The following is a 26,163-nucleotide window of genomic DNA, read 5'->3' as shown; positions in this document are numbered from 1 at the left end:
CGCGGGCCGGACGAATTAACCAATGATCCATGGGCGACTCCGGCCCATGCGGCCGCCCTGGATCAATGGTCTCGTCAAGTTCTGCAACCACCTGCACCATGGCCTGCGGGCCAATCATGTTGATACAGGTTCCCGCGGCAGGACCGCGGGACGACTACTCCCCAATGTTCGAGGCGCATCATACGCCAATGCCCGTGCTGGCGCCAGTGCCGCCGGGGCGCGGCGCGGCCTTGTGTGTGGGACTTGCACAACAATGATCGATTTGCAAACAGACTCGACTTAGAATGCAGTCTGTTCACGACTCCCCGATGGAATGCGCCATGCCGGTCCTCGTCCGCTTGCTTGCCTTGTGTTTGACCTTGCTTGTCCCCTTGCCCGGCCTGTGCGCCGCCGCGCCCTTCGACGACAAGTTCCGCCAGCTCGAAGAACTGCTGCCCACGCCGAATAGCTATCGCACGGCGTCCGGCGCGCCGGGCCACGCCTACTGGCAGCAGCGCGCCGATTACGTGATCCGCGCCACCCTGGACGAAGCGCGCCGCGCCATCACGGCCAGCGAGCAGATCACCTATCACAACCGCTCGCCGGACAGCCTCGCGTATCTGTGGCTGCAACTGGACCAGAATGGCTTGCGCCAGGATGCCGACCAGCGCCGCGTCCTGAGCGCGCCGTCGCGCCAGGCCTGGATCAGCGGCACTGAAGAGGAAGCGCTGAAATTCGAAGACTTGCGCGCCCTCCATGCGGGCCGCGAATTTGACGGCGGCTTCAAGCTCACCGCCGTGAAAGCGGCCAGCGGCAAGCCGCTGCCGTATGTGGTCAACCAGACCATGCTGCGCATCGATTTGCCGGTGGCGCTGGCGCCCGGCCAGAGCATCACGTTCAACATCGACTGGTCGTATCAGATCAATGACCAGAAGGTGCTGATCGAGCGCTCCGGCTATGAATATTTTGAAGACGACAAGAACACGATTTTCCAGATTGCGCAGTGGTTCCCGCGCATGGCCGCGTATTACGACGCCGCTGGCTGGCAGCACAAGCAGTTCCTCGGCTCCGGTGAATTCACACTGGAGTTTGGCGACTACGAGCTGTACCTGACGGTGCCGGGCGACCATGTGGTGGCTGCGACGGGCGAACTGCAGAATCCTGCCAGCGTGTTGAGCGTGACGCAGCGCGAACGCCTGGCGCGGGCGAAAAACAGCAATACGCCGCTGCTGGTGATCACGCCCGCCGAAGCGCTGGCGGCGGAAAAGGGCCGTGCGGCGGGGATGAAAACCTGGCACTTCAAGGCAGCCAATGTGCGGGACGTGGCGTGGGCCTCGAGCCGCAAGTTCATCTGGGACGCGCAGGGGCTGAATAGCGGCGGCAAGCGCGTGATGGCCATGTCCTACTATCCTAACGAGGGCAATCCGCTGTGGCAGCAGTACAGCACGCGCACCGTCGTGCATGCCATCGAGCAGTACAACAAGTACAGTTTCGACTATCCGTATCCGAACGCGATTTCCGTCAATGGCGCCGTGGGCGGCATGGAATATCCGATGATCTCGTTCAATGGCGGGCGCCCCGTGAAGGACAAGAAGACGGGGGAACTCACGTACTCGAAGACGGCGAAGTATGACCTGATCGGCGTGATCATCCATGAAGTGGGCCACAATTATTTTCCCATGATCGTCAACTCGGACGAGCGCCAGTGGACGTGGATGGACGAGGGCCTCAATTCCTTCCTGCAGTACCTGGCCGAGCAGGCGTGGGAAGAGCATTTCCCTTCCTGGAATGGCGAGCCGCGCAAGATCGTCGACTACATGCGCAGCCAGAACCAGGTGCCCATCATGACCAATTCCGAGTCCTTGCTGCAGTTTACGGCGAACGCCTACGACAAGCCGGCCACGGCCCTCAACATCCTGCGCGAAACCATTTTAGGGCGCGAGCTGTTCGACTTCGCCTTCAAGCAGTACGCCTTGCGCTGGAAGTTCAAGCGCCCCACGCCGGCCGACTTTTTCCGCACCATGGAAGACGCTTCCGGCACGGACCTGGACTGGTTCTGGCGCGGCTGGTTCTATACCACTGACGCGGTCGATATCAGCATCGACGGCATCAGCGAATATGGCGTGAGCACGAAGAATCCGGAAGTCGAGAAAGCGTGGAAGAAGGCGCAGAAGGCCGCGCAGCCCATCTCGATCTCGGAGCAGCGCAACAAGGCGCTGCCAAAGAAGGTGGACCTGGACCCCGCGCTGAAAGATTTCTATAACCGGCACGATGAATTCATCGTCACCAACAAAGACCGCAACAGCTATGCGGAAGAGCAGGAAGCGCTGGAGCCGTGGGAGCGGAAACTGCTCGAGCAGCACAACCTGGGCAAGCATCTGTACCTGGTCGACTTTTCGAATATCGGCGGCCTGGTGATGCCGCTGATCCTGGAAATCGAACTGAAAAGCGGCAAGAAGATCATCGAGCGGGTGCCGGCCGAAGTGTGGCGCTACGCGCCGCACAAGATCAGCAAGGTCATCATCACGGATGAGCCGATGGTGGCGCTGGTGCAGGATCCGTACTGGGAGACGGCCGATATCGACACCAGCAACAACGCCTGGCCGCGAAAAATCACCCCATCGCGCCTGGAACTGTTCAAGCTGGACCGCGACAAGAATAACCTGATGAAGGATTTTAATGCGCCGCTCAAGGCGCCCGAGGCCAAGGTCGAGACCAAGCCCGAAGCCCGGCCAGAGACGAAACAGTGAAACAGCGCCGGCCAGTCCGGCGCTTTTTTCTGCCGGCCTGCGCCGGAAGTGCTATTCTGCGCGACGCCTCGGCGCACACGGACCGGGGCTTTCGCAAATCATTCAAAAGACGACCATGCAAACTTTGACCTTCCTGCGCGCCCTGGGCTGTGCGCTACTTTGCCAGGTGACCCTGGCAGCGCACGCCGACCCCCTCAGCTACGCGCGTTACGACCAGGTGCGCACGCGCGACCTGCAGCTGGACCTGAAAGCCGATTTCAAGCAAAAGACGCTCTCCGGCTATGCCGAGCTGTCACTGAACTGGATCGACCCGGCGGCGCGCACCCTGGTGCTCGATACGCGCGATTTGTCGATCGCGAAAGTGCAGGTGCAGGACAAGCGCGGCGCATGGCAGATGGCGCCGTATCAGCTGGACAAGGCGGACCCGGAAAAGGGCCAGGCGCTGCGCATCACCACCACGGGCCAGCCGGGCAAGGTGCGCGTCTACTATCACACGGCGCCCAACGCCATCGCGCTGCAGTGGCTCACGCCGCAGCAGACCATGTCGGGCAAGCTGCCTTTCATGTTCAGCCAGTCGCAAAGCATCAACGCCCGCTCGTGGGTGCCGTCGCAGGATACGCCGGCCGTGCGTTTTACCTATAGCGCGCGCATCGAGGCGCCGAGCGGCATGCGCGTCGTGATGAGCGCCGAGAATGACGAAAAGGCGACGGGCAAGGGCGGCTGGAAATTCAGGATGCCGCAGCCGATTCCCTCGTACCTGCTGGCCATTGCCATCGGCGAACTGGAAGTGCGCAAGCTCGGTCCCCGTTCGGCCGTGTATGCCGAACCGCCGCGCATCAAGGCGGCCGAATACGAGCTGGCCGACACGGAAAAGATGATCCAGGCGGCCGAAGCGCTGTACGGTCCGTATGGCTGGGGGCGCTACGACATGATCGTGCTGCCGCCATCGTTCCCCTACGGTGGCATGGAAAACCCGCGCCTGACCTTCCTCACGCCGACCATGATCGCGGGCGACCGCAGCCTGGTCGACTTGATCGCGCATGAACTGGCCCACTCGTGGTCGGGCAATCTGGTCACCAACGCGTCGTGGAAGCACATGTGGCTCAACGAAGGTTTCACCACCTACGTCACCACGCGCATCGTCGAGCAGCTGTATGGCAGCGAAGTGGCGCAGATGGGCGTGCAGGTCGACCAGGAAGAACTGGCCGCTGCCATCCGCGAATTGCCGGCCGCGAAAACGGCGCTGATCACGCGCGATGCCGATGCCAACCCGGCCGAAACGTATACCGACGACGGCATCATCTACCCGAAGGGCGCCTGGTTCCTCGCTACCATGGAGCGCCGTGCCGGCCGTGCCGTGTTCGATCCCTTCCTGCGCGGCTGGTTCGACCAGCACGCGTTCCAGAGCGTTACGACGGAGCAGTTCATCGCCTACCTGCGCAAGAACCTGCTGGCGCAGCATCCGGACGTGATGCCGGAAGCGGAACTCGATGAATGGCTGTATGGCACGGGCGTGCCGGCCAGCGCGCAGCGCGTCGTCTCGCCGCGCCTGGCGCTGCTCGACCAGCACCGTGACGCCTGGCTCAAGGGTGAGCTGGCGACGAAAGAGTTAGGCATGGACAAGTGGGTCGCCATTGAATCGATGCACTTCCTGAACGATATCAACAACAAGGCCAGCGCGGCGCAATTGCGCGAACTGGACCAAGTCTACGGTGTGGGCAAGAGCGGCAACAATGAAGTGGCCTACCGCTTTTACCTCGCTGCCGTGAACGCCGGCTACGACGTGCAGCAGCCCTTGCAGGCATTCCTGATGAGTGTGGGCCGCCAGAAGTTCGTCGTGCCCCTGTACAGCGCGCTGATGAAGACGCCGCAAGGCCATGCCTGGGCCAAGGACGTGTATGCGCAGGCGCGCGCACGCTACCACCCGGTGACGCAGGAAAGCGTCGATAAATTGATGGCCGCGCAAGCGCATTGAACCTTCTTTGGACATCCTGACCATGCATACCATGAACCGTTTCGCCGCCGCCATCGTGCTGGCGTTTTCGAGCATCACCATGCCGGCGCTGGCTGCCGATGCCATCCCCGTCGTTGCTGCTGCTTTGGTCCCCGCGCCTGCCTTCGATCTTGAGCGCGACGTCGCCACCGCCCTGAAAGTGTTCGACGTGCCCGGCATGGCGATCGCCATCGTCAAGGATGGCAAGGTCATCACCGCCAAGGGCTTTGGCGTCCGCAAGCTGGGCGAACCGGCCGCCGTCGATGCGCAGACCCTGTTCGAAGTGGCATCGAACTCAAAAGGCTTCACGGCCGCTGCGCTGGCCATGCTGGTTGACGAGGGCAAGCTGGCCTGGGACGATCCCGTCACCAAGCACCTGCCCGGCTTCCAGATGCACGATTCTTACGTGACGGGCGCCATGACCGTGCGCGACCTGCTGACGCACCGCAGTGGCTTGGGCCTTGGTGCGGGCGACTTGCTGTGGTGGCCGACCACCACGTTCAGCACCGACGAGATCATCGAGAAGCTGCGCTACATCCGTCCTGCCACGAGTTTTCGCAACAGCTATGCCTACGATAACCTGCTGTACATCGTGGCCGGCAAGATCATCGCCGACAAGGCGGGGAAAAGCTGGGGCGAGGCCATGCATGAGCGCATCCTGGTGCCGCTGGGCATGACGGGCACCACCACCAGTCTGGCCGAGAACGTTGGTAATCCGGACGTCGCCAGTGCGCACAGCAAGATCGACGGCAAGATCGCCGCCGTCAAGTCCATGCCGGTGCCGAACGCCGTGGGCGCCGTCGGCATCAACACGAATGCGGAAGATATCGCCAAGTGGATGATGGTGCTGCTCGACGAAGGCAAGATCGCCGGCGTGACGGACAAGGATGGCAAGCCGGCGCGCCTGTTCAGCGAAAAGCAGGGCCGCGAGATGTGGACGGCACAAACGCCGATCAAGATTGCCGAGCCGAAGCCGGCGCTGGCAGCGACGAAACCGAACTTCAGCGCATATGGCCTGGGCTTCCAGCTGCGCGACTACAAGGGCATGAAAGTGGCCATGCATGGCGGCGCGTTGCAGGGCTTTTATTCGCGCGTGGTGATGGTGCCGGAAGCAAAGCTGGGCGTGGCCATTCTCACCAATGCGGAAAATGGCGGTTCCATGACGGCGCTGCAATGGCGTATCCTCGACCATTATCTGCAGGCGGCGCCATCAGACTGGCTCGCACTGGTGGCCAAGGTGGAGCAGGACCAGCATGCCGAGGAAGTGAAAAAGCAGGGCAAGGCATCGAGCGCGCGCGCGGCCAAATCGCAGCCATCGTTGCCGCTGGTGGCGTACGACGGCGAGTATGAAGACGCCTGGTATGGCAAGGTCGTGATCAAGCCGGAGGGGAAAAAACACCTCCTCAGCTTCACGCGCACGCCGGACCTGACGGGCGAGCTGGAACACTGGCAGCACGACACCTTCATCGTGCGCTGGAAGGAGCGAAACTTCAACGCCGACGCCTACGTGACGTTCTCGCTCAATCCCGATGGCAGCATCGACAGGGTGAAGATGGCGCCCGTGTCGGCCGAGACGGATTTCAGCTACGACTTCCAGGACCTGAGCCTGGCGCCGGTGAAACCCAAGGAAGTAAAAAAATAAAGCTGTAGGTCGGGTTAGCGCGCAGCGCTTAACCCGACGCCATCACCGGCGCCAACGATGTTGTCGGATTACGCGCGGCGTTGCCGCGCTAAGCCGACCTACTTGACGAACTTCAGGGTCATGCGGTCGCTCTCGCCGATGGCCGTGTATTTGGCTCGCTCCACATCCTTGTTGGCGTAGGTGGGCGGCAGTGCCCAGACGCCGCTCTGGTGGTCTGCCGTGTCTTTCGGATTGGCGTTGATCTCGGACTTGGCCGCCAGTTTGAAGCCTGCGCCTTCGGCCAGCTTGATCACATACGCTTCGTGCATGTAGCCGCTGCTGGCCGTGGCATCTTGTGCCTTGTTCGCTGGCAGGCGGTGCTCGACGACGCCGAATACGCCGCCCGGTTTCAGGCTGTCATACACTTCCTTGAACAGGGTTTGCATGCCTGCTTCGCCGATGGGTATCCAGTTGTGGATATTGCGGAAGGTGAGCACCATGTCGGCCGTGCCCTTGGGCGCGATGCGGTAGGTGGTGGGCGGTGCGAAGGCGCCGAGTTCCACCTTGCCGAACGCGGCCGGATTGGCGTCGAGTTTTTGCTGGAAGCGGGCCGCGCCTCGGCGTGCGCCTTCACTGCTTGACTGCGGGTCGTTGCCGGCGGCGATCAGCTTGCCGTGCTCGCGCAGGTAGGGCGCCAGGATCTCCGTGTACCAGCCGCCGCCGGGCGCCAGTTCGACCACCGTCATGCCCGGCTTGATGCCGAAGAACGTCAGCGTTTCATACGGGTGGCGGGCGCTGTCGCGTAGCGCGTTGGCCGGCGTGCGCGCACTGCCGGCGATGGCCGCCTTCAGGGCTGCGTCGCCCGCATCGGCGGCCAGTGCTGCACCGCTGCCGCCACAGGCCAGCATGACCGTCAGGGCCGCGGCCAGGGATACTCGCTTCATCATCATCTGCTCCATGCGTGATTGGATCGGTTGGTAAATTGGTGGCGATCGCCATCAACGCCGATCATCGGCCAAGCACGCTGGCTGGTCAAGCGGATTCCGTACCCCATGCGGCCGCATACGCTGGCATCTCGTTGGTGTTGAGCGCATCGGCGATGGCCGCGCCACGGCCGTGCGTAAACGGCAGTTCGCCTGTCCAGACGACGTGCGCCATGTCGCCAGCGTCGTCCAGCGGGCCGCCTCTGCGCTGCTTGACGGCGCATTCGTCGAGCGCGATACGCAGTACGGTGGTGGCCGCGTACTCCTTGGCGCTGCCGCCGCGCACGTGCGCCAGGCGCCCCGGCGCCAGCTTTTCCATCAGCGCATCCATGGCCGCATGCTGCTGGCCGATATCGCTTACTTTTTCAAATTGCCCGTACACCATCGCCGAACGGTAGTTCATGGTGTGGTTGAAGGCGGAGCGCGCCAGCACCAGGCCGTCGAGATGGGTGACCGTCACGCACACGTCGGTGTCGTTGATGAGTTGCTTGAGCATACGGCTGCCGTTCGAGCCATGGATGTACAGGTGGCCGTCGATGCGCCAGCAGGCGGTCGGGATGCAATGGCTGCCCTTGTCGTCGCGGAAGGCAATATGGCAGAGGAAGGCGGCGTCGACGATGGCGTACAGGGTGGCTTGCTCGTAGCTGGCCAGTTCGGCGACGCGGCGCACGCGGGTACGGGGGCTGGGAGGCAGGGCGGTAGCGGTCATGGTGGGAATCCGGTTGGTTGAGGAAGCAGGCCGCACTATAATCGGCATCTGGCTCTGAAAAAAGATCCAGAAGTTAGAAATAATTTGGAGCCATAACGGGAGTCGCATGGATTATGCATTGCTGCTGAACGCTTTCGAGCGCACGCACCGCGAGCGGGGCTGGCCGCGCCAGCGCCTGCTGCATGAATGCCTGCGCGCGGCGATCCGCGGCGGGCAGCTGGCGCCCGGCACGCGGCTGGCCGCCACGCGCGTGCTGGCCGCAGAACTGGGCCTGGCGCGCAATACCGTGCTGTATGCCTACGAGCAATTGGCCAGCGAAGGGTTTGTTTTGCCGGACCGGCGCGGTACCGTCGTCGCTGGCAGCGCCGGCATGCCGGAACCCGTGCCGGCGACCGGCAGCAAGGATGGCCTGTCGCGCCGCGCCCGGCATTTGCGCGGCGTGGCGGGACAGGATGTGAATGCGGCGGTGGTGTTTCCCGCCGACGCCATGGGCGCGTTTGCGCCCGGCGTGCCGGCGCTCGATGAATTCCCGCTGGCGCAGTGGCGGCGCATGCTGGACCGCGCATGGCGCGCGCTGACGCCGCGCCAGCTCAATTACGGCGACCCTGCCGGTGAGCCGCAGCTGCGCATGGCCATCGCCGACCATTTGCGCGCCGCGCGCGGCGTCGTCTGCGATGCGGGCCAGGTGTTCATCACGGACGGCACGCAGAGCAGCCTGGATGTGTGCCTGCGCGCCTTTGCCGACCAGGGCGACACCTTGTGGATCGAGCATCCCGGCTATGGCGGCGCGCTGGCGGCGGGCCGTGGCGCCGGCCTGCAGGTGACGGGTATCGCGGTCGACATGGATGGCATCGCGCCGACGGATGAAGACTGGCGCGATACGCCGCCGCGCCTGATCTACACCACGCCGTCGCACCAGTATCCAACCGGCAGCGTGCTCAGTCCCGCGCGCCGCATGGCGCTGCTCGAACGCGCCCGCGCCGCCGGAGCCCTGATTATCGAAGACGATTATGACAGTGAATTTCGCCATGGCGGCCCACCCCTGGCGGCCATGCAGGGACTGGTGGCAGACGCGCCCGTTGTGTACCTGGGTACCTTCAGCAAGACCATGTTTCCTGCCTTGCGCATCGCCTTTATCGTCGTGCCGGCCGCGCTGGCCGGGGCCTTCGCGCAGATGCAGGCGCAGGGCGCCGCGCGGGGGCGCGTGGCCGAACAGCTGGCGCTGGCCGAGTTCCTGCGCAGTGGCCTGTTTGCGCGCCATGTGCGGCGTATGCGCAGGCTGTACCGCCAGCGCCGTGACGCCTTGAGCGAGGCCTTGCAGCGTCATGCATGTGGCGGTGCCGCCATCCATGGCGGCACGGCTGGCATGCACCTGGCGCTGCGTTTTCACGACACGGCATGGGATGACCTGGCGCTGAGCCGCCGCGCCGCGCAGGACGGCATCGTGGCGCTGGCGTTGTCTGCGCATGGCACGGGTGACAGGGTGGGCGAAGGCGCAGGCTGGAACGGTTTCCTGCTCGGTTATGCGCAGGTGCCGGCCGAGAACATGGATGGCCTGGCGCGCCGCCTGGGCGCGCTGCTGCCGGCGTGATGCTGCGCTACTGCTTTACTGCTGGTCCAGCATCCACTGCTTCAAGCCGTTGACCCAGTTCTTGGCGGGCAGGTTGAACTGCTTCTTGATGGTGGCGGCGCGTTCGTACAAGTCGCTGAAGTCGAGCGATGGCGATTTTTTGAAGGCCAGCACGACGATGTTTTCATCTTCCATTTCCGGTACCCAGACGACGGCGTCGAAGATCAGTTCCATCGCCTGCAAATTCTTGTCGTAGTTGGGAAAGTCGCCGAAGACATTCGTGCACATGATGCCGTCGTCTGTCAGGCAGTCGAAGCAGGCCTGGTAGAACTCGGGCGTGTCGAGCACGGGGCCGCGCGCGTCCTCGTCGTACAGATCCACTTGCAGCGCGTCGACCGTGCCATGGTTGGCAGGATCGAGCACGAAGTCGAGCGCATTCATTTCGCGTACATCAAGGCGCGCGTCGTTCGGCGGCAGCGCGAACTGGGCGCCGCAGATGGCGATCACGTTCGGATTGAGTTCGATGGCCGTGACCGAGGCGTCGGGGAAGCGGCGGTAGCTGAATTTGGTCAGCGCAGCACTGCCCAGTCCCAGTTGCACGATGCGTTTGGGCTGCGTCTTGAACAGCATCCACATCATCATCATCTGCACGTATTCGAGTTCGATGGCGTCGGGCTTGTCCAGGCGCATCGCGCCCTGTACCCACTTGGTACCGAGGTGCAGGTAGCGGATGCCGCGGTATTCTGTGGTGGTGGCCGGCGGGTGGTCCGGGTGGCTGAATGCGGTATGGCTGGTGGAAATAAAATCGGTCGTCATGGCGCCAGTGTAGCAGCCACATGAAAAAAGACGCCGTGGCGTCTTTTTAGTGGTGCGCTCAAGATTGTTTGCGGCGTCGCGCCAGGAAGCCCAGTACGCCCAGGCCGGCCAGCATCATGGCATAGGTTTCCGGCTCGGGAACCGGGGCCAGGGTCAGGTTGAAGTCGCCGGCATAACTGCCACCTTTGGAGTTGCCCATGACCGTGAGAACCAGGGGCGCGCCGATCAAAATCTCGGTCGGAGCAAGGAGCGCGCCATGGAAGGCGCCGAAAGGCGTGCTGGTGCTGACATCTGTCAGGGCAATGCTGTTCAGCGAGACGGAGCTGAACGTGACCGCCATATTGTCAGCGCCGGTATAGGAGATGTTCGCAAGAAAGGTTTGCACGAACGAACCAGCAGTTGCTGATGGACTGAACGTGAATGTATCGGAAAAGTCACCTATGACGGGAGTGGCGCCGTAGCTTGCCGTCCATACATTGGTGCCTGTATTGTTAAGGTCTATGGTATACGCCGCCGCACAGGCGCTGCCGATGGACGCCGCACCCAGGACCGCTGCTGCAATGAGTGATTTCAGTTTCATATTTATCCCCGCGAAAAAACGATTGATGTTTCAAAAAAACCGTACCGCTCAGATAAATTATCGCCAGGACATTTCATTGTCAATCAGCTATTTTTATATCATTATGCAAACTTAAATAGCTTATTTCTAACACACGGGCTTGGCGCTCATGATGTTGCAATATTGAAAACTCTAATTATCAATATTATATGGAGAAATAATTGCGCAGTATGTGATGAAAAAATCGTTGCGTCAGTAACTAATTTCTGTCCTGCAATGGAAGAATTAATGTCACCGCCAGGCCGCCGCCTTCGCGGTTGGCGAGGGTGATGCGCCCGCCATGCGCTTCGGCAATTTCGCGCGCCAGGGCCAGGCCCAGTCCGGTGCCGCTGCGCTTGGTGGAATAAAACGGCACCAGTGCATTTTCCAGCACGGCGCCGCTCATGCCCGGCCCTCGGTCGCGCACTTCGATGCGCAGCTGCCCATGTGCCTGGCTGACGTGCAGGCCGACATGCTCTCCCCGCGAGCCCGATTCCAGCGCATTCTTGAGCAGGTTGAGCAGCGCCTGCTGCATTTGAGCCGCATCGAACACGGCCGCCTGCGCTGGCGGCGTGCCGTCGAGCGTGAAGGCCGCTTGCGAGGCCAGGCTGTCGAGGAAGGGTTGCCACTCGCACGGCGCCAGGCGCGGTGCAGGCAGCTTGGCAAAGCGCGCATAGCCGAGGATGAAGGTTTCCAGGTGGCGCGTGCGCTCCTCGATAGTGGCGAGGATTTGCGGCAGGCGTTCGGTCTGGCCGCGGCGCACCAGTTCGGCGCCGGAATGGGCCAGCGAGGCCAGTGGCGCCAGTGAGTTGTTGAGCTCATGGCTGATGACGCGGATGACTTTTTTCCAGGTCTGCACCTCCTGGCGCCGCAGTTCCAGGGTCAGTTGGCGGAGCAGCAGCAATTCGTGCCTGCGCCCGTTCAGGCTGAAGCTGCGCCGCGCCAGGTGATACACCTCTTCCTGTTCCCCTTCGCCGCTGGTAAACAGGCCGTCGCTGCGGCGCGCCAGCGCCTCGGCCAAGGCCGGTGCCGCCTCGCGCACGATGTCTGCCAGGTGGCGTCCTTCGAGGCGGCGGCCATGGTGCAGCAACTGGCGCGCGGCCAGGTTGGCGTAGACGATGGCGCTGCCCTCGGCCACCAGCAGCATGGCCACCGGCGTGTTTTGCACCATGGTGTCGAGCAGCAGTTCGCGCTGCACCAGGTCCAGGCGCTGCTTGCGCAACACGTCGCCCAGCGCATTGTGGGCCGCCACAAGGTCGGCCAGTTCATCGTTCTGCGGCCAGCGCAAGCTGAAGCCGAAGTCGCCGTCCTGGTAGCTCGTCACCGTGCCGCTCAAGGCGCGAAACAGCGATAGCATCGCTTGCAGCTGCGCACGGATGGTAATGATGGCCACCGGTAGCACGCATAGCAGGGTACCGGCCAGCACCAGCAGCTGCTGGCCTGGCAAAAAATGCGTGAGCAGCTGGGCGATGCAGATGCCCAGCACCAGCAAGGTGACGATCAGCGCCGTCCAGCGCGTGAGCAGGGAAAGGCGCATGGGGCGGTATGCCATCAGCCGCGCGCGATGCCCAGGCGTTCCATGCGCCGGTACAGCGCCTGGCGCGACAGCCCCAGTTCCTGCGCTGCCTGCGCCACCACGCCGTGCGCGCGCGCGAGAGCCGCTGTGATGCTGTCGCGGTCCGGCTCCGTCGTGGCGGCATCCTGCGGCGCACGCGGCGATGCCACATCGGCCAGTGGCAAGCCCGTTTCCTGCGCGTGGATTACCGGGCCGGCCGTCAGCAGGCTGGCGCGCTGCATGACGTTTTTCAGTTCGCGCACATTGCCCGGCCAGCCGTGGGCAAGCAGGGTGGCCTGCGCCTGTGCATCCAGGGTTTTTTCGCTGCCCAGGAAATGCCGCGCCAGTACCAGGATGTCAAGCGGGCGCTGGGCCAGCGGTGGCAGGCGCAGTTCAATCACGTTCAGGCGGTAGAACAGGTCTTCACGAAATGTGCCCGCCTTGATCATCGCCGGCAGGTCGGCGTTGCTGGCGCTGATGACGCGCACTTTCACTTGCCGCTCGCGGTTCGAGCCGAGGCGCTCAAAGCGTCCCGTTTCGAGCACGCGCAGCAGTTTCATTTGCCCAGCCAGCGGCAGGTTGCCGATCTCGTCGAGGAACAGGGTGCCGCCGTCGGCCGCGTCGAACTTGCCGTCGCGCGCGCGCGTGATGCCCGTGTAGGCGCCCGCTTCCGCGCCGAACAGTTCCGCCTCGATCAGCTCGACCGGCACGGCGCCGCAATTGAGCACCACGAAGGGACCGCTGGCGACCTGCGAGTTGGCTTGCACGATGGCGGCGATGCGTTCCTTGCCGCTGCCGTTCGGCCCGGAAATGAGCACGGGCACGTCGGCCCGCGCCACCTGGCACGCCAGGTGCACCACGCGTTCGGTGGCCGGGTCTTGCCACACCATGCCGCGCAAATCGAAGTCGTGTTCCAGCGCGTGGCGCTGGCGCCGCTCGGCCACCACGCGCTGGCGCAGCGCGCGGTTGGCCTGCCCCAGTTCCAGCAGGTTCTGCACGGAAGCGATCAGGCGCCGGTCATCCCATGGCTTGGCCAGGTAGTCGGCCGCGCCGGACTTGATCAGGTCGACGGCCGCGTCGAGCTGGGTCCATGCCGTCAGCAGGATCACGGGCAGGTCGGGGTAGCGCGCGCGGATGGCGTGGAACAGCGCGCTGCCTTCCTCGCCCGAGGTGGTGTCGGCCGTGAAGTTCATGTCCTGCACCACCAGGTCGATGGCGTGGCGTTCGAGCAGATGCAGGCCTTCCTCGGGCGAGGCGGCGCGCACGGCGTCGATCTCGTGCAGGGAGAACAGCACGTCGAGCGCGATGGCCACGGCGGCATTGTCGTCAATAATCAGTACGGTAGGCATGCGCGCAGCATATCACTCAGGTGCCGGCTCAGGTACTGCGGGTGGCCGTGGCCGGCGAAATGCTGGCCGCGCGCCATGCCGGGCCGTACACCGCGCCCACGCCCAGCAGCCAGAACACGAGCGCGCCGGCCAGCAGATAGCCGGGTGGCAGACGCGCCATTTCCAGCTGGCTGACCAGCAGCTGGTTCAAGCCCAATCCCAGCAGCACGCCACAGGCCACGCCGACGCTGGTGATCATGAAATTTTCCGTCAGGAAATAGCGCAGGATGTCGATGCGGCGGGCACCGAGCGCGCGCCGTACGCCGATCTGCTTCCTGCGCTGCGTCACCCACAGGCTGGCGATGCCGACGATGCCGCTGGCCGTCACCAGCAGCAGCAGGGTCGATACGGCGATCAGCATCCATGACAGGCCGCGGTCGGCCCGGTAGCGTGACGTGCGGTGCTGTTCCAGGGTATCGGTGCGGACCAGCAGGCGGTCGCTGCTGGAAGTGCGGATGGCTTGTTCCGCCTCCTGCATCAGGCGGTCGCGCTGACCGGGTTCGGCGCGCACCGCATACAGCAACGAATCGCGCCCGCCCGTCAGGCGCGCTGGCAGCAGGATCGAATATTCGCCTTCGGCCCTGACCTGGCCGACCTGCGTCTGCAGCCGCTCGACGACGCCGACCACGCGCAGCTCGGGATCATCTGCGCCGGTGCCCCTGTACAGCGTCTTGCCGACAAAGCTGGTTTCGCCGGGCCAGATTTTTTGCGCCGCCGCGCGCGTCACGATGCCCACCTTGGGGTAGCTGTCGTCGACATCTTCATCGATCTCGGGCACTTCGTCGGGGAGGAAGTCGCGTCCTTCCACCAGCTTCAAGCCATAGGTCTTGACCAGCGAATCAGGGGTGACGTAGGTCGATATATTGGCGCTGGACGTGACCTGGCTGCGCTTGGCCGATACGCTGGTGGAGTTGCCGGAGCGCGACAGCACGGCCTGCGACGTTTGCGCCACCGACAGCACGCCCGGCAGAGCGCGCAGCAGGGCCGCCTGGCGCTTCTGCTCGGCAAGCTGGCGCTGGTGGTTGCCGCGGTTCATGTTCTGGATATGGACATAAAAAATGTCGTTTTCAGCGGCCACGCCGGTGGGCCGTGCGGCCACGGCCTGGCGCAGGTTGACGATGTGCATGGCGTTGGCCAGGATGGCCAGGCTGATCGCGATCTGCACGGCGACCAGAATGGCGCCGGTTTTGCTGCGCATCAGCGCCGACAGGATGGGACGGATTTCCATGCTGGACCTCATAGTGAATAAGTGGGTGTCATTGGGACTTGAGCTGGATCGCCGGCGTCACCTGGCAGGCGCGCCAGGTGGGCAGCAGGCCGGCCAGCAGGGCTGCCAGCACCGACATGGCAAACGTCAGCAGCAGCATTGGCACATCCATGTGCGCCACGGTGCCCAGTTCCTTCGACTGCTGGCTGACCACGGCCAGTGCGCCAAACGCCAGTAGCAGACCCAGCACCCCGCCAGCCAGGCCGATCACGCCGCTTTCGATCAGGAACTGGCGGAAGATGTCGCGCCGCGTGGCGCCCAGCGCGCGGCGGATGCCGACTTCGCTGGCGCGCACGGAAAACTTCGCCAGCAGCAGGCCGATGGTGTTGACCAGACATAGCAACAGAAAGCCGAACGCCAGCCAGGCCGCCAGTTTGTTGTCGTTGTCGACCACCTTCAGGAAGGCCATCCATTCGTTCAGGTCATACAGCTTGTTGGGCGCATTGCGCATCATGCGTCCCAGCTTGCGCTGCTCGCCCGCATAGGCATCCAGATACTGCTGCAACTGGCCACGCTCGCCGCTGCCGGCCATTTCGAACCAGAACTGCAGCCAGGTGCAGCCTGAGCCGAGCCGGCCCTGGAAGCCGGGGGCGTTCTGCTCGCCGTTGCAGCTCATGCCGCCGTCGTGTCCCGTCTCGTGGCGAATCGCGCTGGCAAACGGGATGAAGAATTCGTCTTCCGCGCCGAAAGCGCCCTTGCTGCCGATGATGCGGTGTGGGCGCGGCACCACGTCCCAGGTCGCCAGCACGCCCGTTACCATGTAGGGGCGGCCCAACACCGTGACGCGCTGGCCGACCGGGTTGTTCGTGCCGACCAGTTTTTCGGCCAGCGCACGGCTCAGGACGATCACGTCGGCGCCGCTGGCGTCATCGGCTTCGCTCCACGGCTGGCCGTACAAAAAGGGGGCTTCGAACATGCTGAAAAAATCACGCGTGGGCGCCATGCCCTGGGCCTGGAAGGAACCGATATCCTTGCGCGCCGGCTCGACCGGACCGGCCACGCCGTACATGACGGTGCGGCGCACGCCGATTTTGCTGGCCATGAAATTGCGCGCATCGATATAGCTCATCTGCATTTGCGCAAAGCCCGGTTTTTCACCGGGCACATAGCCCTTGACGGGCAGGATGTCGATCAACGGCACGAACATGCGGTCGCTCTTGTGCGGCAGCGGATCGCCCGACATGGCGTGCAGGATGGTGACGGTGGACACGCTGGCGGCCACGCCGACGGCCAGGGTCAGCACCATCAGCGCGGTCAGGGCGCGGTTGCGGCGCAGGCTGCGCAGGCCCAGCGTGAAATAGTAGCGGAACATGGTTTCTCCTTACGCGGTCACGGGGTGCTGCGGCTTGGCCGACAGCGTGGCGCGGTGCTGCACCAGGTCCGATACCTGGCCGTCGATAATGTGCACATTGCGCTGGCTGCGCAGCGCCAGTTCCGGATCGTGCGTGACCATCAGGATGGTGGTGCCTTGCGCATTGATTTCTTCCAGCAGCTCCATCACGCCGCGCGCCATCTGCGTGTCCAGGTTGCCCGTCGGTTCATCGGCCAGCAGCAGCTTGGGCGACCCGGCCAGCGCGCGCGCGATCGCCACGCGCTGTTGCTGGCCGCCCGACAATTCGGCCGGATAATGTTTCATGCGCGAGGCCAGGCCGACCTTGGCCAGCGCCTCCTCGATACGTTCCTTGCGTTCGGCGCGGTTGAAGCCCCGGTAGCGCAGCGGCACGTCGACGTTGTCGAACAGCGACAGGTCGGGGATCAGATTAAAACCCTGGAAGATGAAGCCGAGTTTTTCATTGCGCAGGCGCGAGCGGGCATTGTCGTCCATGCCCCTGACGTTGACGCCATCAAGGATGTATTCGCCGTCCGTGAATTCTTCGAGCAGGCCGGCGATGTTCAGAAAGCTCGTCTTGCCCGAGCCGGACGGCCCGGTGACGGTGACGAATTCACCTTGTCGCACATGGATGTCGAAGCCGCGCAGCGCGTGGGTTTCGATCATGTGGGTGCGGTAGACTTTGCTCAGGTTTTGCATGCGCAGCATGGAGGGCTCCTGGTTGGATGAGTGTTGTTAGTTGAGCGAGACGCGGGCCGCGTTCTCGAAGTTTTCCGTGCCGGCGACCACCACCTTGTCGCCCAGCTTGAGGCCGTCGAGGATTTCAACGGCCGTGACGCTGGTTGCGCCCAGTTTGATCGGCGTGCGCATCGCCACGCCGTCGCGCACGACGTAGGCGAAACGGCCGCCTTCGGCTTCGACGAAGGAGCCGCGCGCCAGCATCAGCACATTCGGTTTTTCATCGATCAGGAGGCGCGCCGCCACACGTTGGTTCTGGCGCAGGCCGGCCGGCTGCTCGCCATCGAAACGCACGCGCGCCAGCACCTGGTTTTTCACCACTTCGGGCGACAGTGCCGACAGCTTGCCGGTCGCCCTGATGACGCCCGTTTCGATCTCGGCGCGCATGCCCAGGCCCATGTCGGCCACGTAGGTTTCAGGCACCTCGAGCTCGACTTCCAGCTGCGACAGGTCGACCAGGGTCATGAGGGCCGTATTGGCTTGCACCACGCTGCGGTTGGCCACCGACAGCGTGCCGATAAAGCCGTTGACGGGCGCGCGCACGGTCAGTTCATCGACCCTGCGCTGGGCGTTGTCGCGGACGAGGCGCTGGCGTTCCAGTTCATTCACCTTGGTCTTGAGCGCCAGGCTTACGTCTTCGCTTTCCAGGCCTGCCGCTTGCGAGGCGTGCTTGCTGCGGATATCGGCCGAATTCAAGGCATCCTTGGCCTTCTGGTAATCGATCTTGGCGATGATGCCCACCTGCGCCACGCTTTCATAGCGTTCCAGCGTGCGCTGCGCGGACAGGCGCTCGATTTCAGCCGTATCGGCTTCACGGCGCGCCAGCAGTTTCTGCTTCTTGGCCAGGATCTGCTGGCGCGCCACTTCCGCCTCCAGTTGCTGCACGCTCGATTGCTCGCGCTTCAATGCGTCAGACAGGTCGGGCGATTCCAGCACGGCCAGGATGTCGCCCTTTTTCACCGTGTCGCCCGCTTTCGCTTTCAGCGTGACGGTGGCCACGGTGGTCGAATACAGGGTGGGGCTGATCGAGGCGACCACGCGGCCAGTGACGGCCGCGTCGCGGATCAGGGTGCCGCGCGTGACCTCGGCGATGCGCAGGCGGCTGCTGTTGACGGAATGCTCGCTGTTGCGCCAGCCGGCAACGACAGCGATGGCGCCCCCGATGACGATGACGGCGCCGGCCAGCAGCAGGGCGCGTCGCTTGTGGCGCTGGCCTGGCGGGGCGGACAGTACGGCGTCTTGGGAGGAAGTATCGCGGATCATGGTCAGGTCTCGTGAAGAATGCCTTCTCCAATGCACGATCCGTGCCTGTTATTAAGCTGTTGATTTTAAATGGGAAACATTCTGGTGTCCGGTTGTCCGCCGTGTCCGCGCCGTCCAGGCGGTGTCCGCGCGCCGCAAGGCCGCGGCGGTTGCTCAGGGATCTTGATATTCTGTCAATCGACCTGATCTGCGGCTCAGGCAGTGATGGCGCGCGGCGCCATGCTGGTCCCTTCTTTGGAGCATGATGTCGCCTTCGCCCTCCCTTTTTGCCCGCCTGAGCCCCTGGCTGCGCCAGTTTGCCAGCCTGCCCGAACCGGCGGAACTCGATTATCCATTTGTCGCCAGCGACATCGCCATGCTGCAGCGGCTCGAGGGTGGTTTGCCCCAGCTCGATAGACAGACGTGGGATGAAATGCTGCTGGACGCCTACCACGCGCAACTTGCCACGCAGACCAGCATTCTTGGCCAGCAGCGATTGCATCAGCGCCTGGCAAGCGGCACGGCGGGCGCCGCCTCGCGGGCGCGCATCGCGGCCTTGCTGGCCGCGCCGGCACAGCAGACGGCGATCGAGCAAGCCATGCAGCCGCTGCGCACGGCAGACATGGAAGTGGCGGCGCTGCTGTGCGGCGCACCGCCGCCAGCGCCACCGTGGTGGAGCCGTTGGCTGCTGCTGCCGACCCTGGCGCTGCTGGTGTCGCTGCTGGCCGCGTGGCTGTTTGCGCCGCTGGCATGGGCCGTCGCGCTGCCCGTCTGGTTCTTGCTGATGGCGTTGCAGATGCGCTTTTACGACCGTTGCAAACCTTGGGAGCGTAGTGTCTTTACCTTGCAGCAGATACTGCTGGTGCATGGCCGCCTGGGCGCGCTCGATACTGCGTTCACGACGGACCTGCAAGCAGGTGGGCGGGCTGCCGGCGTGATCAACCGGCAGATCACGCCAGTGCGCTGGATCAAGATGGTTCCCCTGCTGAGCGAATATGACGACTGGCTCATGCTGGGCAATATCCGGCGCTACTTTCACAGCCTGCGCGTGGTGCGGCGCGAACGCGCATTCTTGCGCCAGAGTTTCCTGCTGCTGGCCGACCTGGAGGCGGACCTGGCCCTGGCGCGCCACATGCGGGGTCGCGCGCAGTCTTGCTGGGCGCAGGAAGCCGATGCGCTGCAGTTGTCGCTCGATGCCATGGTGCATCCTCTGCTGGAGGGCGCCATGCCCCTGTCGCTGCGGCTCGATGGCCGCGGCGCCTTCATTTCGGGGCAGAATGCGGTGGGAAAAAGTACCCTGTTGCGCGGCGTGGGCCTCAATCTGATCAGTGCGCGCGCCTTCGGCTTTTGCTATGCGCAGGCGGCCCAGGTGCCCATGCTGCCCCTGTATTCAAGCATGCAGAATGAAGACTCGCTCGATGGCGGCGAAAGTTTATATATTGCCGAACTTCGGCGCGCGCGTGAATTGCTGGCGCTGGCCGAGGGCGGCGCGCCGGCCTTGTTCCTGATCGATGAAATCTTCCGCGGCACGAACCACCTCGAATCGGTGGCGGCGGCCGCCGCCGTGCTGCATACGCTGGCCGCGCGCCACCTGGTGATCGTCTCGTCGCACAACCTGGTGCTGGGGCCGCTGCTGGAAGACTGCCTGGCGCCGTGGTGCGTGCGCCGCGATGAAGGGCGCGCGCTGCTGCTGGCGCCCGGCGTGCTACAGGCCACGAATGGCATCGCCCTGCTGGCGCAGCGCGGTTTTAACGCCGGTATCGCGGACAAGGCGGGGCGCGTCTTCGACTGGCTCAGCACGCACATGGCGCAACCGGCCGATTGCGGCGGCGTGCTGGAACGGGCCTGACGGCCGCCTCTTATTTGTCCTGCTTTTCCGGCGTGCTCTTGTCGATCACTTCGCGGCAATCGCCGCGGATGATGGCGTTGTCGTAGTTGGTCCAGCCGTAGCTGTCGACGTAGCGCTTGTGCTGCTTGAAGCGGGGGCTGGCGATGCTCCATTCGGGCTGTTCGCCGGCAAAGCGGATGTCGCCCAGGTCGAGCAGGGTGTGGAACATGTTTTCCGTCGACAGGCGCGCCTTCTGATGGCGCCGCAGCTGCGTCACCTTGTCCGGATAGTGCTGCTGGAATTGCGGCGAGTACCAGACGAAGGCGGGCACGTGGAATTCGAACTGCGTGTTGTGGCCGTGGAAGGCCAGGCGGCAGGTGCCGTCGTACAGGGTCTGGCCGTGATCGGCCACGTAGACGAGCGAGCTGCGCAGGGCGGTGCGCTGGCCATCGTCCTTCAGCATGCCGATCACGTTCGACAGGAACCAGTCCGTGTACAGGATGGAGCTGTCGTAGCTGTTGTTGAGCTGTGGCTTGATGGCCGTGTCCGTGTAGACGGGCTTGTCGACGCCGAACAGCGATGGCTGCCATTTGTCGAATTGCTTGGGATAGCGCTGGCTGTAGTTCCAGTGGCTGCCCAGGGTGTGCAGCACGATGAGCTTTTTCGGCGCCGGGTCGGCCAGCGCGTTCTTGAACGGATCGAACAGGATCTGGTCGAAATTCGAATTGTTGGTAAAGCCGCCCAGGTTCAAAAATTGCACCACGTCCGCTTCCTTGGCAAACACGGACACGGGCGTATCGAACTGGCCGAACGAAATCTGGTTCGACAGCCAGTAAGTCTTGAAGCCCGCTTCCTTGTAGGCGGTGAGGAAGGATTTTTCCGAGAAGCCATCCTTGAGGCTTTGCGTGGCCGGCTTGCGCGAGATGATGACGGGCACGGACAGGCGCGTGGCGGAAACGGCCGTGATGACGTCGGCCAGCGGCACCAGGTTGGCTTCCTGTTTCAGCAGGGGATTGGTGTCGCGTTCGTAGCCGTTCAGGCTCCAGCGGTCGTAGCGCGACGATTCGCCGATCACCATGACCACCACTTCCGGATGGGGATCGGGCTGTTGCTGGTGTGCGCCGAAACGGAAGCTGCTGCTTTTCTGTCCCAGTTCGGCCAGGTATTTGCGTTCCTTGTAGAAATCGAAGCCGCGCGCGGCCAGGCCGAAGGGCCAGGAATTGCTGACGGTGTCGAACGCGTAGGGCAGGCGCGCCCAATGGGGCAGGCTGGGCCAGCCCAGGCCCGTTTCATCGGCGCCGGCGATGCTGGCGTTCTCCGGTTTGCTGCTTTCCTCGTCGTCTTCGGCCGTTTCGTCTTCGGCCGAGCTGGCGTCGCCGAAGCCGTAGGCGCCCGCCTTGCCGCTGGCCGCCGGATGGCTGGCCTTGGCCGGCGCGGGGGCGCTATGCAGAACCTTGGCCTCGAAACCGAATTCGTAGCCGTACCACCAGAAGGCGCCCAGCAGGATCAGCAGCACGAAGGCGGCAGGGCGCGTCTTGCCGCGCCAGTCCAGGTCGCGCGTGCGCGTGGCCGCCAACCAGCTGACAGCACACCAGGCGATCACGCCCAGCATGACAGCGCCCATCAGCCACACTTTTTGCCCGAGGAATTCCATCGCTTCCTTGGGGCTGGTTTCGAAGATGATGCCCAGGTGGTGCGTGGAAATGCCCTGGCCATAGAAGATGAACAGGTAGATTTCCGTCGGCAGGGCCAGGAAGGCGGGCACCAGCAGCCAGTGGAAATACGCGGGGCGCTTGAACACGCTCCAGACGGCCAGCCAGGCCAGCAGCTCGAAGCTGAGCATCTGCCAGGGATGCTCGAGCGCACGCCCCAGCAGCGCGGGGACGAAGGGCACGGCCGTCAGCAAGGCATAGGTCAGGAGCAGGAACAGATAGTCAGGGCGAAGCAAGGGGTGCATAAAGGGGGCAGGAACGCAGCGAAAAATGTCCGCTATTATCAATCCTTTTGTTGTCTTGCGGTCATACAAGAATGTACCCGTCCAATGCTTGGCTGCAGGGAAAGAATGCCAAATCAGCTATCGTTCCGGGATGCCGCCGTGCGCGTCGCATCGCCAAAGATTAGTCAAAATGCCACAAATTCCCGTATCTTTTGCCTTTTTTTATAGCAAAAAGCGGTAAACTGATTGACCCCCTGTAGCACAAGGTCTAAACTAGCGAGTTCTCGATTTTATTCTGCTCATCGTTTACGCATTACTTGGCATTTCATGGCCGCTCCTTATCGAGTGGCTGCGGGCGCCTCCGGTGCGCAGTAGATGGAAGCGGGACGAGGTTTTAGTCGCCGGGCATCTTGCCCGGGTTATTAATCGTAGTTTTTTGTTGGATTTATAACGATGCCAACCATCAATCAATTGATTCGCAATCCACGCGTCGCTTTGACCGTGAAGAGCAAATCGCCGGCGCTGGAAAACAGCCCGCAAAAACGTGGCGTTTGCACACGTGTTTACACCACGACTCCAAAGAAGCCTAACTCGGCTCTGCGTAAAGTCGCTAAAGTTCGCCTGACCAATGGTTTCGAAGTCATTTCGTACATTGGCGGTGAAGGCCATAACCTGCAAGAGCATAGTGTTGTGCTGTTGCGCGGCGGTCGCGTCAAGGATTTGCCGGGTGTGCGTTACCACATGGTTCGCGGTGCTCTGGATACCCAAGGCGTTAAAGACCGTAAGCAATCGCGTTCGAAGTACGGTACCAAGCGCGCTAAAGCAGGCAAGAAGTAATAAGTTGTACGCAGCAAACCCAAGTTTCGCTCAGTGGCAACTAGCTAAGTGAATGTAGTCGACCGCATCTGGTCGAGTAAGTGGAAGACTATGATGGTCGTCCGCGAGTGTGCGAAGAACGCGCGCTCAACTGAAGATTGAAAGGAATTGATATGCCACGTCGTCGTGAAGTACCCAAGCGCGAAATTTTGCCAGATCCAAAATTCGGCAACACTGATGTCGCTAAATTTGTAAACGTGCTGATGCTGTCCGGTAAGAAATCGGTTGCAGAAAACATCATCTACGGTGCTTTCGAGCACATCGCAGCAAAATCGGGCAAAGATCCGCTCGAAGTTTTTGCTACCGCAATCAACAACGCCAAGCCGCTGGTTGAGGTGAAATCCCGTCGCGTCGGTGGTGCAAACTACCAGGTGCCGGTCGAAGTTCGCCCAGTCCGTCGTATGGCTCTGTCCATGCGTTGGTTGCGTGAAGCTGCTAACAAGCGCAGCGAAAAATCGATGCCACAACGCCTCGGCGGTGAGCTGATGGAAGCGGCTGAAAGCCGCGGCGGCGCGATGAAAAAACGCGACGAAGTCCATCGTATGGCTGAAGCGAACAAAGCGTTCTCGCATTTCCGCTTCTAATATAAAGCCAGCTACCGCAAGGTGGCTGTCAAGCATCTGTTGTTCGAGGCCGGGCTCATTTTTGCAAAAAAATGCTGCTCGGTTTTGTCCATTCATTTAGGATTAATTATGGCCCGCAAGACCCCCATTGAGCGCTACCGCAATATCGGTATCTCCGCTCACATCGATGCAGGTAAGACGACCACCACCGAGCGCGTTCTGTTCTACACGGGCGTGAACCACAAGCTGGGCGAAGTCCATGATGGCGCTGCCACCACCGACTGGATGGCGCAAGAGCAAGAGCGCGGCATCACGATTACCTCGGCTGCTGTTACGTGCTTCTGGAAGGGCATGGCAAACAATTTCCCTCCGCATCACATCAACATCATCGACACCCCAGGCCACGTTGACTTCACCATTGAAGTAGAACGTTCGATGCGCGTGTTGGATGGCGCCTGCATGGTTTACTGTGCAGTCGGCGGCGTGCAGCCACAATCGGAAACGGTTTGGCGCCAGGCTAACAAGTACAAAGTGCCACGTCTGGCCTTCGTGAACAAGATGGACCGTACCGGCGCCAACTTCTTCAAGGTCTACGATCAGATGCGTTCGCGTCTGAAGGCCAACCCAGTGCCTATCCAGATGCCTATCGGCGCTGAAGACCTGTTTACCGGTGTTATCGATCTGGTCAAGATGAAAGCGGTCATCTGGGATGACGCTTCGCAAGGCATGAAGTTTGAATACGGCGAAATTCCTGCCAACCTGGCTGCTGAAGCTGCCAAGTGGCGCGAAAACATGGTTGAGGCCGCTGCTGAAGCGTCCGAAGAACTGATGAACAAGTACCTGGAAGAAGGCGACCTGTCGGAAGCCGAGATCAAGGCTGCTTTGCGTCAGCGTACCATCGCCAGCGAAATCGTTCCAATGCTGTGCGGTACCGCCTTTAAAAACAAGGGCGTACAAGCCATGTTGGACGCGGTCATCGAGTATCTGCCATCGCCAATCGACATTCCACCTGTCCCAGGTCTGGACGAGGACGAGCAGCCAGTCGAGCGCGCAGCTGACGACAATGAGAAATTCTCGGCATTGGCGTTCAAGATCGCAACCGATCCGTTCGTGGGTCAGTTGTGCTTCATCCGCTGCTATTCGGGCACGTTGAATTCGGGCGATTCGGTCCTGAACTCCGTGAAGCAGAAGAGAGAGCGTATCGGCCGTATCGTGCAGATGCAAGCCAATGAGCGCGAAGAAATCAAGGAAATGCGCGCTGGCGACATCGCTGCAGTCGTGGGTCTGAAAGACACCACCACGGGCGATACGCTTTGCGACGAAAAGGCAAGCGTCGTTCTGGAGCGCATGGTCTTCCCTGAGCCGGTGATTTCGCAGGCAGTCGAGCCAAAAACCAAGGCCGACCAGGAAAAAATGGGCCTGGCGCTGAACCGCCTGGCAGCAGAAGATCCATCGTTCCGCGTGCGTACCGATGAAGAATCGGGCCAGACCATCATCGCTGGTATGGGCGAGTTGCATCTGGACATCATCGTTGACCGCATGAAGCGCGAATTCAACGTTGAAGCGACCGTCGGCAAGCCACAAGTGGCTTACCGCGAAACGATCCGTAAAGTGTGCGAAGAGTCGGAAGGCAAATTCGTCAAGCAATCGGGTGGTCGTGGTCAATACGGTCACGTGGTTCTGAAGATCGAACCGCAAGAACCGGGCAAGGGCTTCGAATTCGTTGACGCGATCAAGGGCGGTACCGTTCCTCGCGAATACATCCCGGCAGTTGAAAAAGGTGTGCGCGACACGCTGACTTCGGGCGTGATGGCTGGTTACCCAGTTGTTGACGTTAAAGTCACGCTGTTCTTCGGTTCGTACCATGATGTTGACTCGAACGAAAATGCATTCCGCATGGCCGCTTCGATGGCATTCAAAGATGGCTGCCGCAAAGCATCGCCAGTCATCCTGGAGCCGATGATGGCCGTGGAAGTGGAAACACCGGAAGACTACGCCGGTACCGTGATGGGCGATCTGTCGTCGCGTCGCGGTATGGTGCAAGGCATGGATGAAATTGCTGGTGGTGGCGGCAAGATCATCAAGGCCGAAGTGCCTCTGTCGGAAATGTTCGGTTACGCCACATCGTTGCGTTCGTCGACCCAAGGTCGTGCGACTTACACGATGGAATTCAAGCACTATGCTGAAGCACCTAAGCATGTGACTGAAGCAATCGTAAGCTCGAAAGCTAAGTAATAGAAGTTCCGGGCCGGCTTTCACGAGAATGCCGGTCCCTACATTTAAATCATTGTTCTAAGGAAGAATAAAATGGCAAAAGGTAAATTCGAACGGACCAAGCCGCACGTCAACGTCGGCACCATCGGCCACGTCGACCACGGTAAAACCACGCTGACCGCTGCAATCGCAACGGTTCTGTCGAAG

General features: G+C 62.3%; 20 protein-coding genes and 1 riboswitch. Of the genes, 9 read left to right on the top strand and 11 right to left on the bottom strand.

Features of this window, described 5'->3' with window-relative positions:
• Window positions 1–5: 5 nt before the first annotated feature.
• Window positions 6–175: riboswitch (yybP-ykoY riboswitch) on the bottom strand.
• Between the two features lie 145 nt (window positions 176–320).
• From ACQ4WL_RS26080 to ACQ4WL_RS26070, 3 genes are all read left to right on the top strand, one after another.
• Window positions 321–2,729: a M1 family aminopeptidase gene (locus ACQ4WL_RS26080; protein WP_436512441.1), complete on the top strand. Its 2,409-nt coding sequence runs from the start codon at window positions 321–323 to the stop codon at window positions 2,727–2,729.
• Between the two features lie 115 nt (window positions 2,730–2,844).
• On the top strand, window positions 2,845–4,704 hold the full coding sequence (locus tag ACQ4WL_RS26075; RefSeq protein ID WP_436512440.1) for a M1 family metallopeptidase: 1,860 nt from the start codon (window positions 2,845–2,847) through the stop codon (window positions 4,702–4,704).
• A gap of 22 nt (window positions 4,705–4,726) precedes the next feature.
• Window positions 4,727–6,364, top strand: a complete 1,638-nt coding sequence (locus tag ACQ4WL_RS26070) for a serine hydrolase (RefSeq protein ID WP_436512439.1) — start codon at window positions 4,727–4,729, stop codon at window positions 6,362–6,364.
• A gap of 98 nt (window positions 6,365–6,462) precedes the next feature.
• Here ACQ4WL_RS26070 and ACQ4WL_RS26065 read toward each other — a convergent pair whose 3' ends face one another.
• Together ACQ4WL_RS26065 and ACQ4WL_RS26060 are read right to left on the bottom strand one after the other, a co-directional pair.
• A complete protein-coding gene (locus tag ACQ4WL_RS26065) occupies window positions 6,463–7,290 on the bottom strand; it encodes a class I SAM-dependent methyltransferase (RefSeq protein ID WP_436512437.1) in 828 nt (275 codons plus the stop codon).
• Window positions 7,291–7,375: 85 nt separating this feature from the next.
• Window positions 7,376–8,035 carry a pyridoxamine 5'-phosphate oxidase family protein gene (locus ACQ4WL_RS26060; protein WP_436512435.1) on the bottom strand — a complete coding sequence of 220 codons (660 nt, stop codon included), beginning with the start codon at window positions 8,033–8,035 and terminating at the stop codon, window positions 7,376–7,378.
• A 106-nt stretch (window positions 8,036–8,141) separates the two neighbouring features.
• On the opposite strand from ACQ4WL_RS26060, the gene pdxR reads away from it, so the two are divergent.
• Complete coding sequence (pdxR, locus tag ACQ4WL_RS26055) at window positions 8,142–9,626, top strand: MocR-like pyridoxine biosynthesis transcription factor PdxR (RefSeq protein WP_436512433.1); 1,485 nt, start codon at window positions 8,142–8,144, stop codon at window positions 9,624–9,626.
• A gap of 15 nt (window positions 9,627–9,641) precedes the next feature.
• Here pdxR and ACQ4WL_RS26050 read toward each other — a convergent pair whose 3' ends face one another.
• The 8 genes from ACQ4WL_RS26050 to ACQ4WL_RS26015 all read right to left on the bottom strand — a co-directional run bounded on the left by ACQ4WL_RS26050 (window position 9,642) and on the right by ACQ4WL_RS26015 (window position 18,560).
• The gene (locus ACQ4WL_RS26050) at window positions 9,642–10,421 is read right to left on the bottom strand and encodes a spermine/spermidine synthase domain-containing protein (protein ID WP_436512432.1); all 780 of its coding nucleotides are present in this window, start codon (window positions 10,419–10,421) and stop codon (window positions 9,642–9,644) included.
• Window positions 10,422–10,479: 58 nt separating this feature from the next.
• Window positions 10,480–11,001: an FxDxF family PEP-CTERM protein gene (locus ACQ4WL_RS26045; RefSeq protein WP_436512430.1), complete on the bottom strand. Its 522-nt coding sequence runs from the start codon at window positions 10,999–11,001 to the stop codon at window positions 10,480–10,482.
• 238 nt (window positions 11,002–11,239) lie between these two features.
• Complete coding sequence (locus ACQ4WL_RS26040) at window positions 11,240–12,556, bottom strand: sensor histidine kinase (RefSeq protein WP_436512429.1); 1,317 nt, start codon at window positions 12,554–12,556, stop codon at window positions 11,240–11,242.
• Window positions 12,557–12,570: 14 nt separating this feature from the next.
• Window positions 12,571–13,923, bottom strand: a complete 1,353-nt coding sequence (locus tag ACQ4WL_RS26035; RefSeq protein ID WP_436512427.1) for a sigma-54-dependent transcriptional regulator — start codon at window positions 13,921–13,923, stop codon at window positions 12,571–12,573.
• A 28-nt stretch (window positions 13,924–13,951) separates the two neighbouring features.
• Window positions 13,952–15,190 carry an ABC transporter permease gene (locus tag ACQ4WL_RS26030; protein ID WP_436512425.1) on the bottom strand — a complete coding sequence of 413 codons (1,239 nt, stop codon included), beginning with the start codon at window positions 15,188–15,190 and terminating at the stop codon, window positions 13,952–13,954.
• Between the two features lie 28 nt (window positions 15,191–15,218).
• The gene (locus ACQ4WL_RS26025; RefSeq protein WP_436512423.1) at window positions 15,219–16,541 is read right to left on the bottom strand and encodes an ABC transporter permease; all 1,323 of its coding nucleotides are present in this window, start codon (window positions 16,539–16,541) and stop codon (window positions 15,219–15,221) included.
• A 9-nt stretch (window positions 16,542–16,550) separates the two neighbouring features.
• A complete protein-coding gene (locus tag ACQ4WL_RS26020; protein WP_099380513.1) occupies window positions 16,551–17,267 on the bottom strand; it encodes an ABC transporter ATP-binding protein in 717 nt (238 codons plus the stop codon).
• 27 nt (window positions 17,268–17,294) lie between these two features.
• Complete coding sequence (locus ACQ4WL_RS26015; protein WP_436512421.1) at window positions 17,295–18,560, bottom strand: efflux RND transporter periplasmic adaptor subunit; 1,266 nt, start codon at window positions 18,558–18,560, stop codon at window positions 17,295–17,297.
• 241 nt (window positions 18,561–18,801) lie between these two features.
• Here ACQ4WL_RS26015 and ACQ4WL_RS26010 point away from each other — a divergent pair, with 241 nt between their 5' ends.
• Window positions 18,802–20,388 carry a MutS-related protein gene (locus ACQ4WL_RS26010; RefSeq protein WP_436512419.1) on the top strand — a complete coding sequence of 529 codons (1,587 nt, stop codon included), beginning with the start codon at window positions 18,802–18,804 and terminating at the stop codon, window positions 20,386–20,388.
• Between the two features lie 10 nt (window positions 20,389–20,398).
• Here ACQ4WL_RS26010 and ACQ4WL_RS26005 read toward each other — a convergent pair whose 3' ends face one another.
• Window positions 20,399–22,324 carry a phosphoethanolamine transferase gene (locus tag ACQ4WL_RS26005; protein ID WP_436512418.1) on the bottom strand — a complete coding sequence of 642 codons (1,926 nt, stop codon included), beginning with the start codon at window positions 22,322–22,324 and terminating at the stop codon, window positions 20,399–20,401.
• A gap of 432 nt (window positions 22,325–22,756) precedes the next feature.
• On the opposite strand from ACQ4WL_RS26005, the gene rpsL reads away from it, so the two are divergent.
• From rpsL to ACQ4WL_RS25985, 4 genes are all read left to right on the top strand, one after another.
• Window positions 22,757–23,140 carry a 30S ribosomal protein S12 gene (gene rpsL / locus ACQ4WL_RS26000; RefSeq protein WP_010394376.1) on the top strand — a complete coding sequence of 128 codons (384 nt, stop codon included), beginning with the start codon at window positions 22,757–22,759 and terminating at the stop codon, window positions 23,138–23,140.
• A gap of 152 nt (window positions 23,141–23,292) precedes the next feature.
• On the top strand, window positions 23,293–23,763 hold the full coding sequence (gene rpsG / locus ACQ4WL_RS25995; protein WP_010394377.1) for a 30S ribosomal protein S7: 471 nt from the start codon (window positions 23,293–23,295) through the stop codon (window positions 23,761–23,763).
• A gap of 108 nt (window positions 23,764–23,871) precedes the next feature.
• Window positions 23,872–25,977, top strand: a complete 2,106-nt coding sequence (gene fusA / locus ACQ4WL_RS25990; protein WP_436512416.1) for an elongation factor G — start codon at window positions 23,872–23,874, stop codon at window positions 25,975–25,977.
• A 72-nt stretch (window positions 25,978–26,049) separates the two neighbouring features.
• A partial coding sequence (locus ACQ4WL_RS25985) for a GTP-binding protein (protein WP_204317187.1) occupies window positions 26,050–26,163 on the top strand: 114 nt, incomplete at its 3' end.

The organism is Janthinobacterium kochi, from assembly GCF_051380715.1.
GTDB lineage: Bacteria > Pseudomonadota > Gammaproteobacteria > Burkholderiales > Burkholderiaceae_D > Janthinobacterium.
Note: the sequence above shows the minus strand (reverse complement) of the source record. Positions and strands in the feature narration are given on the sequence as shown.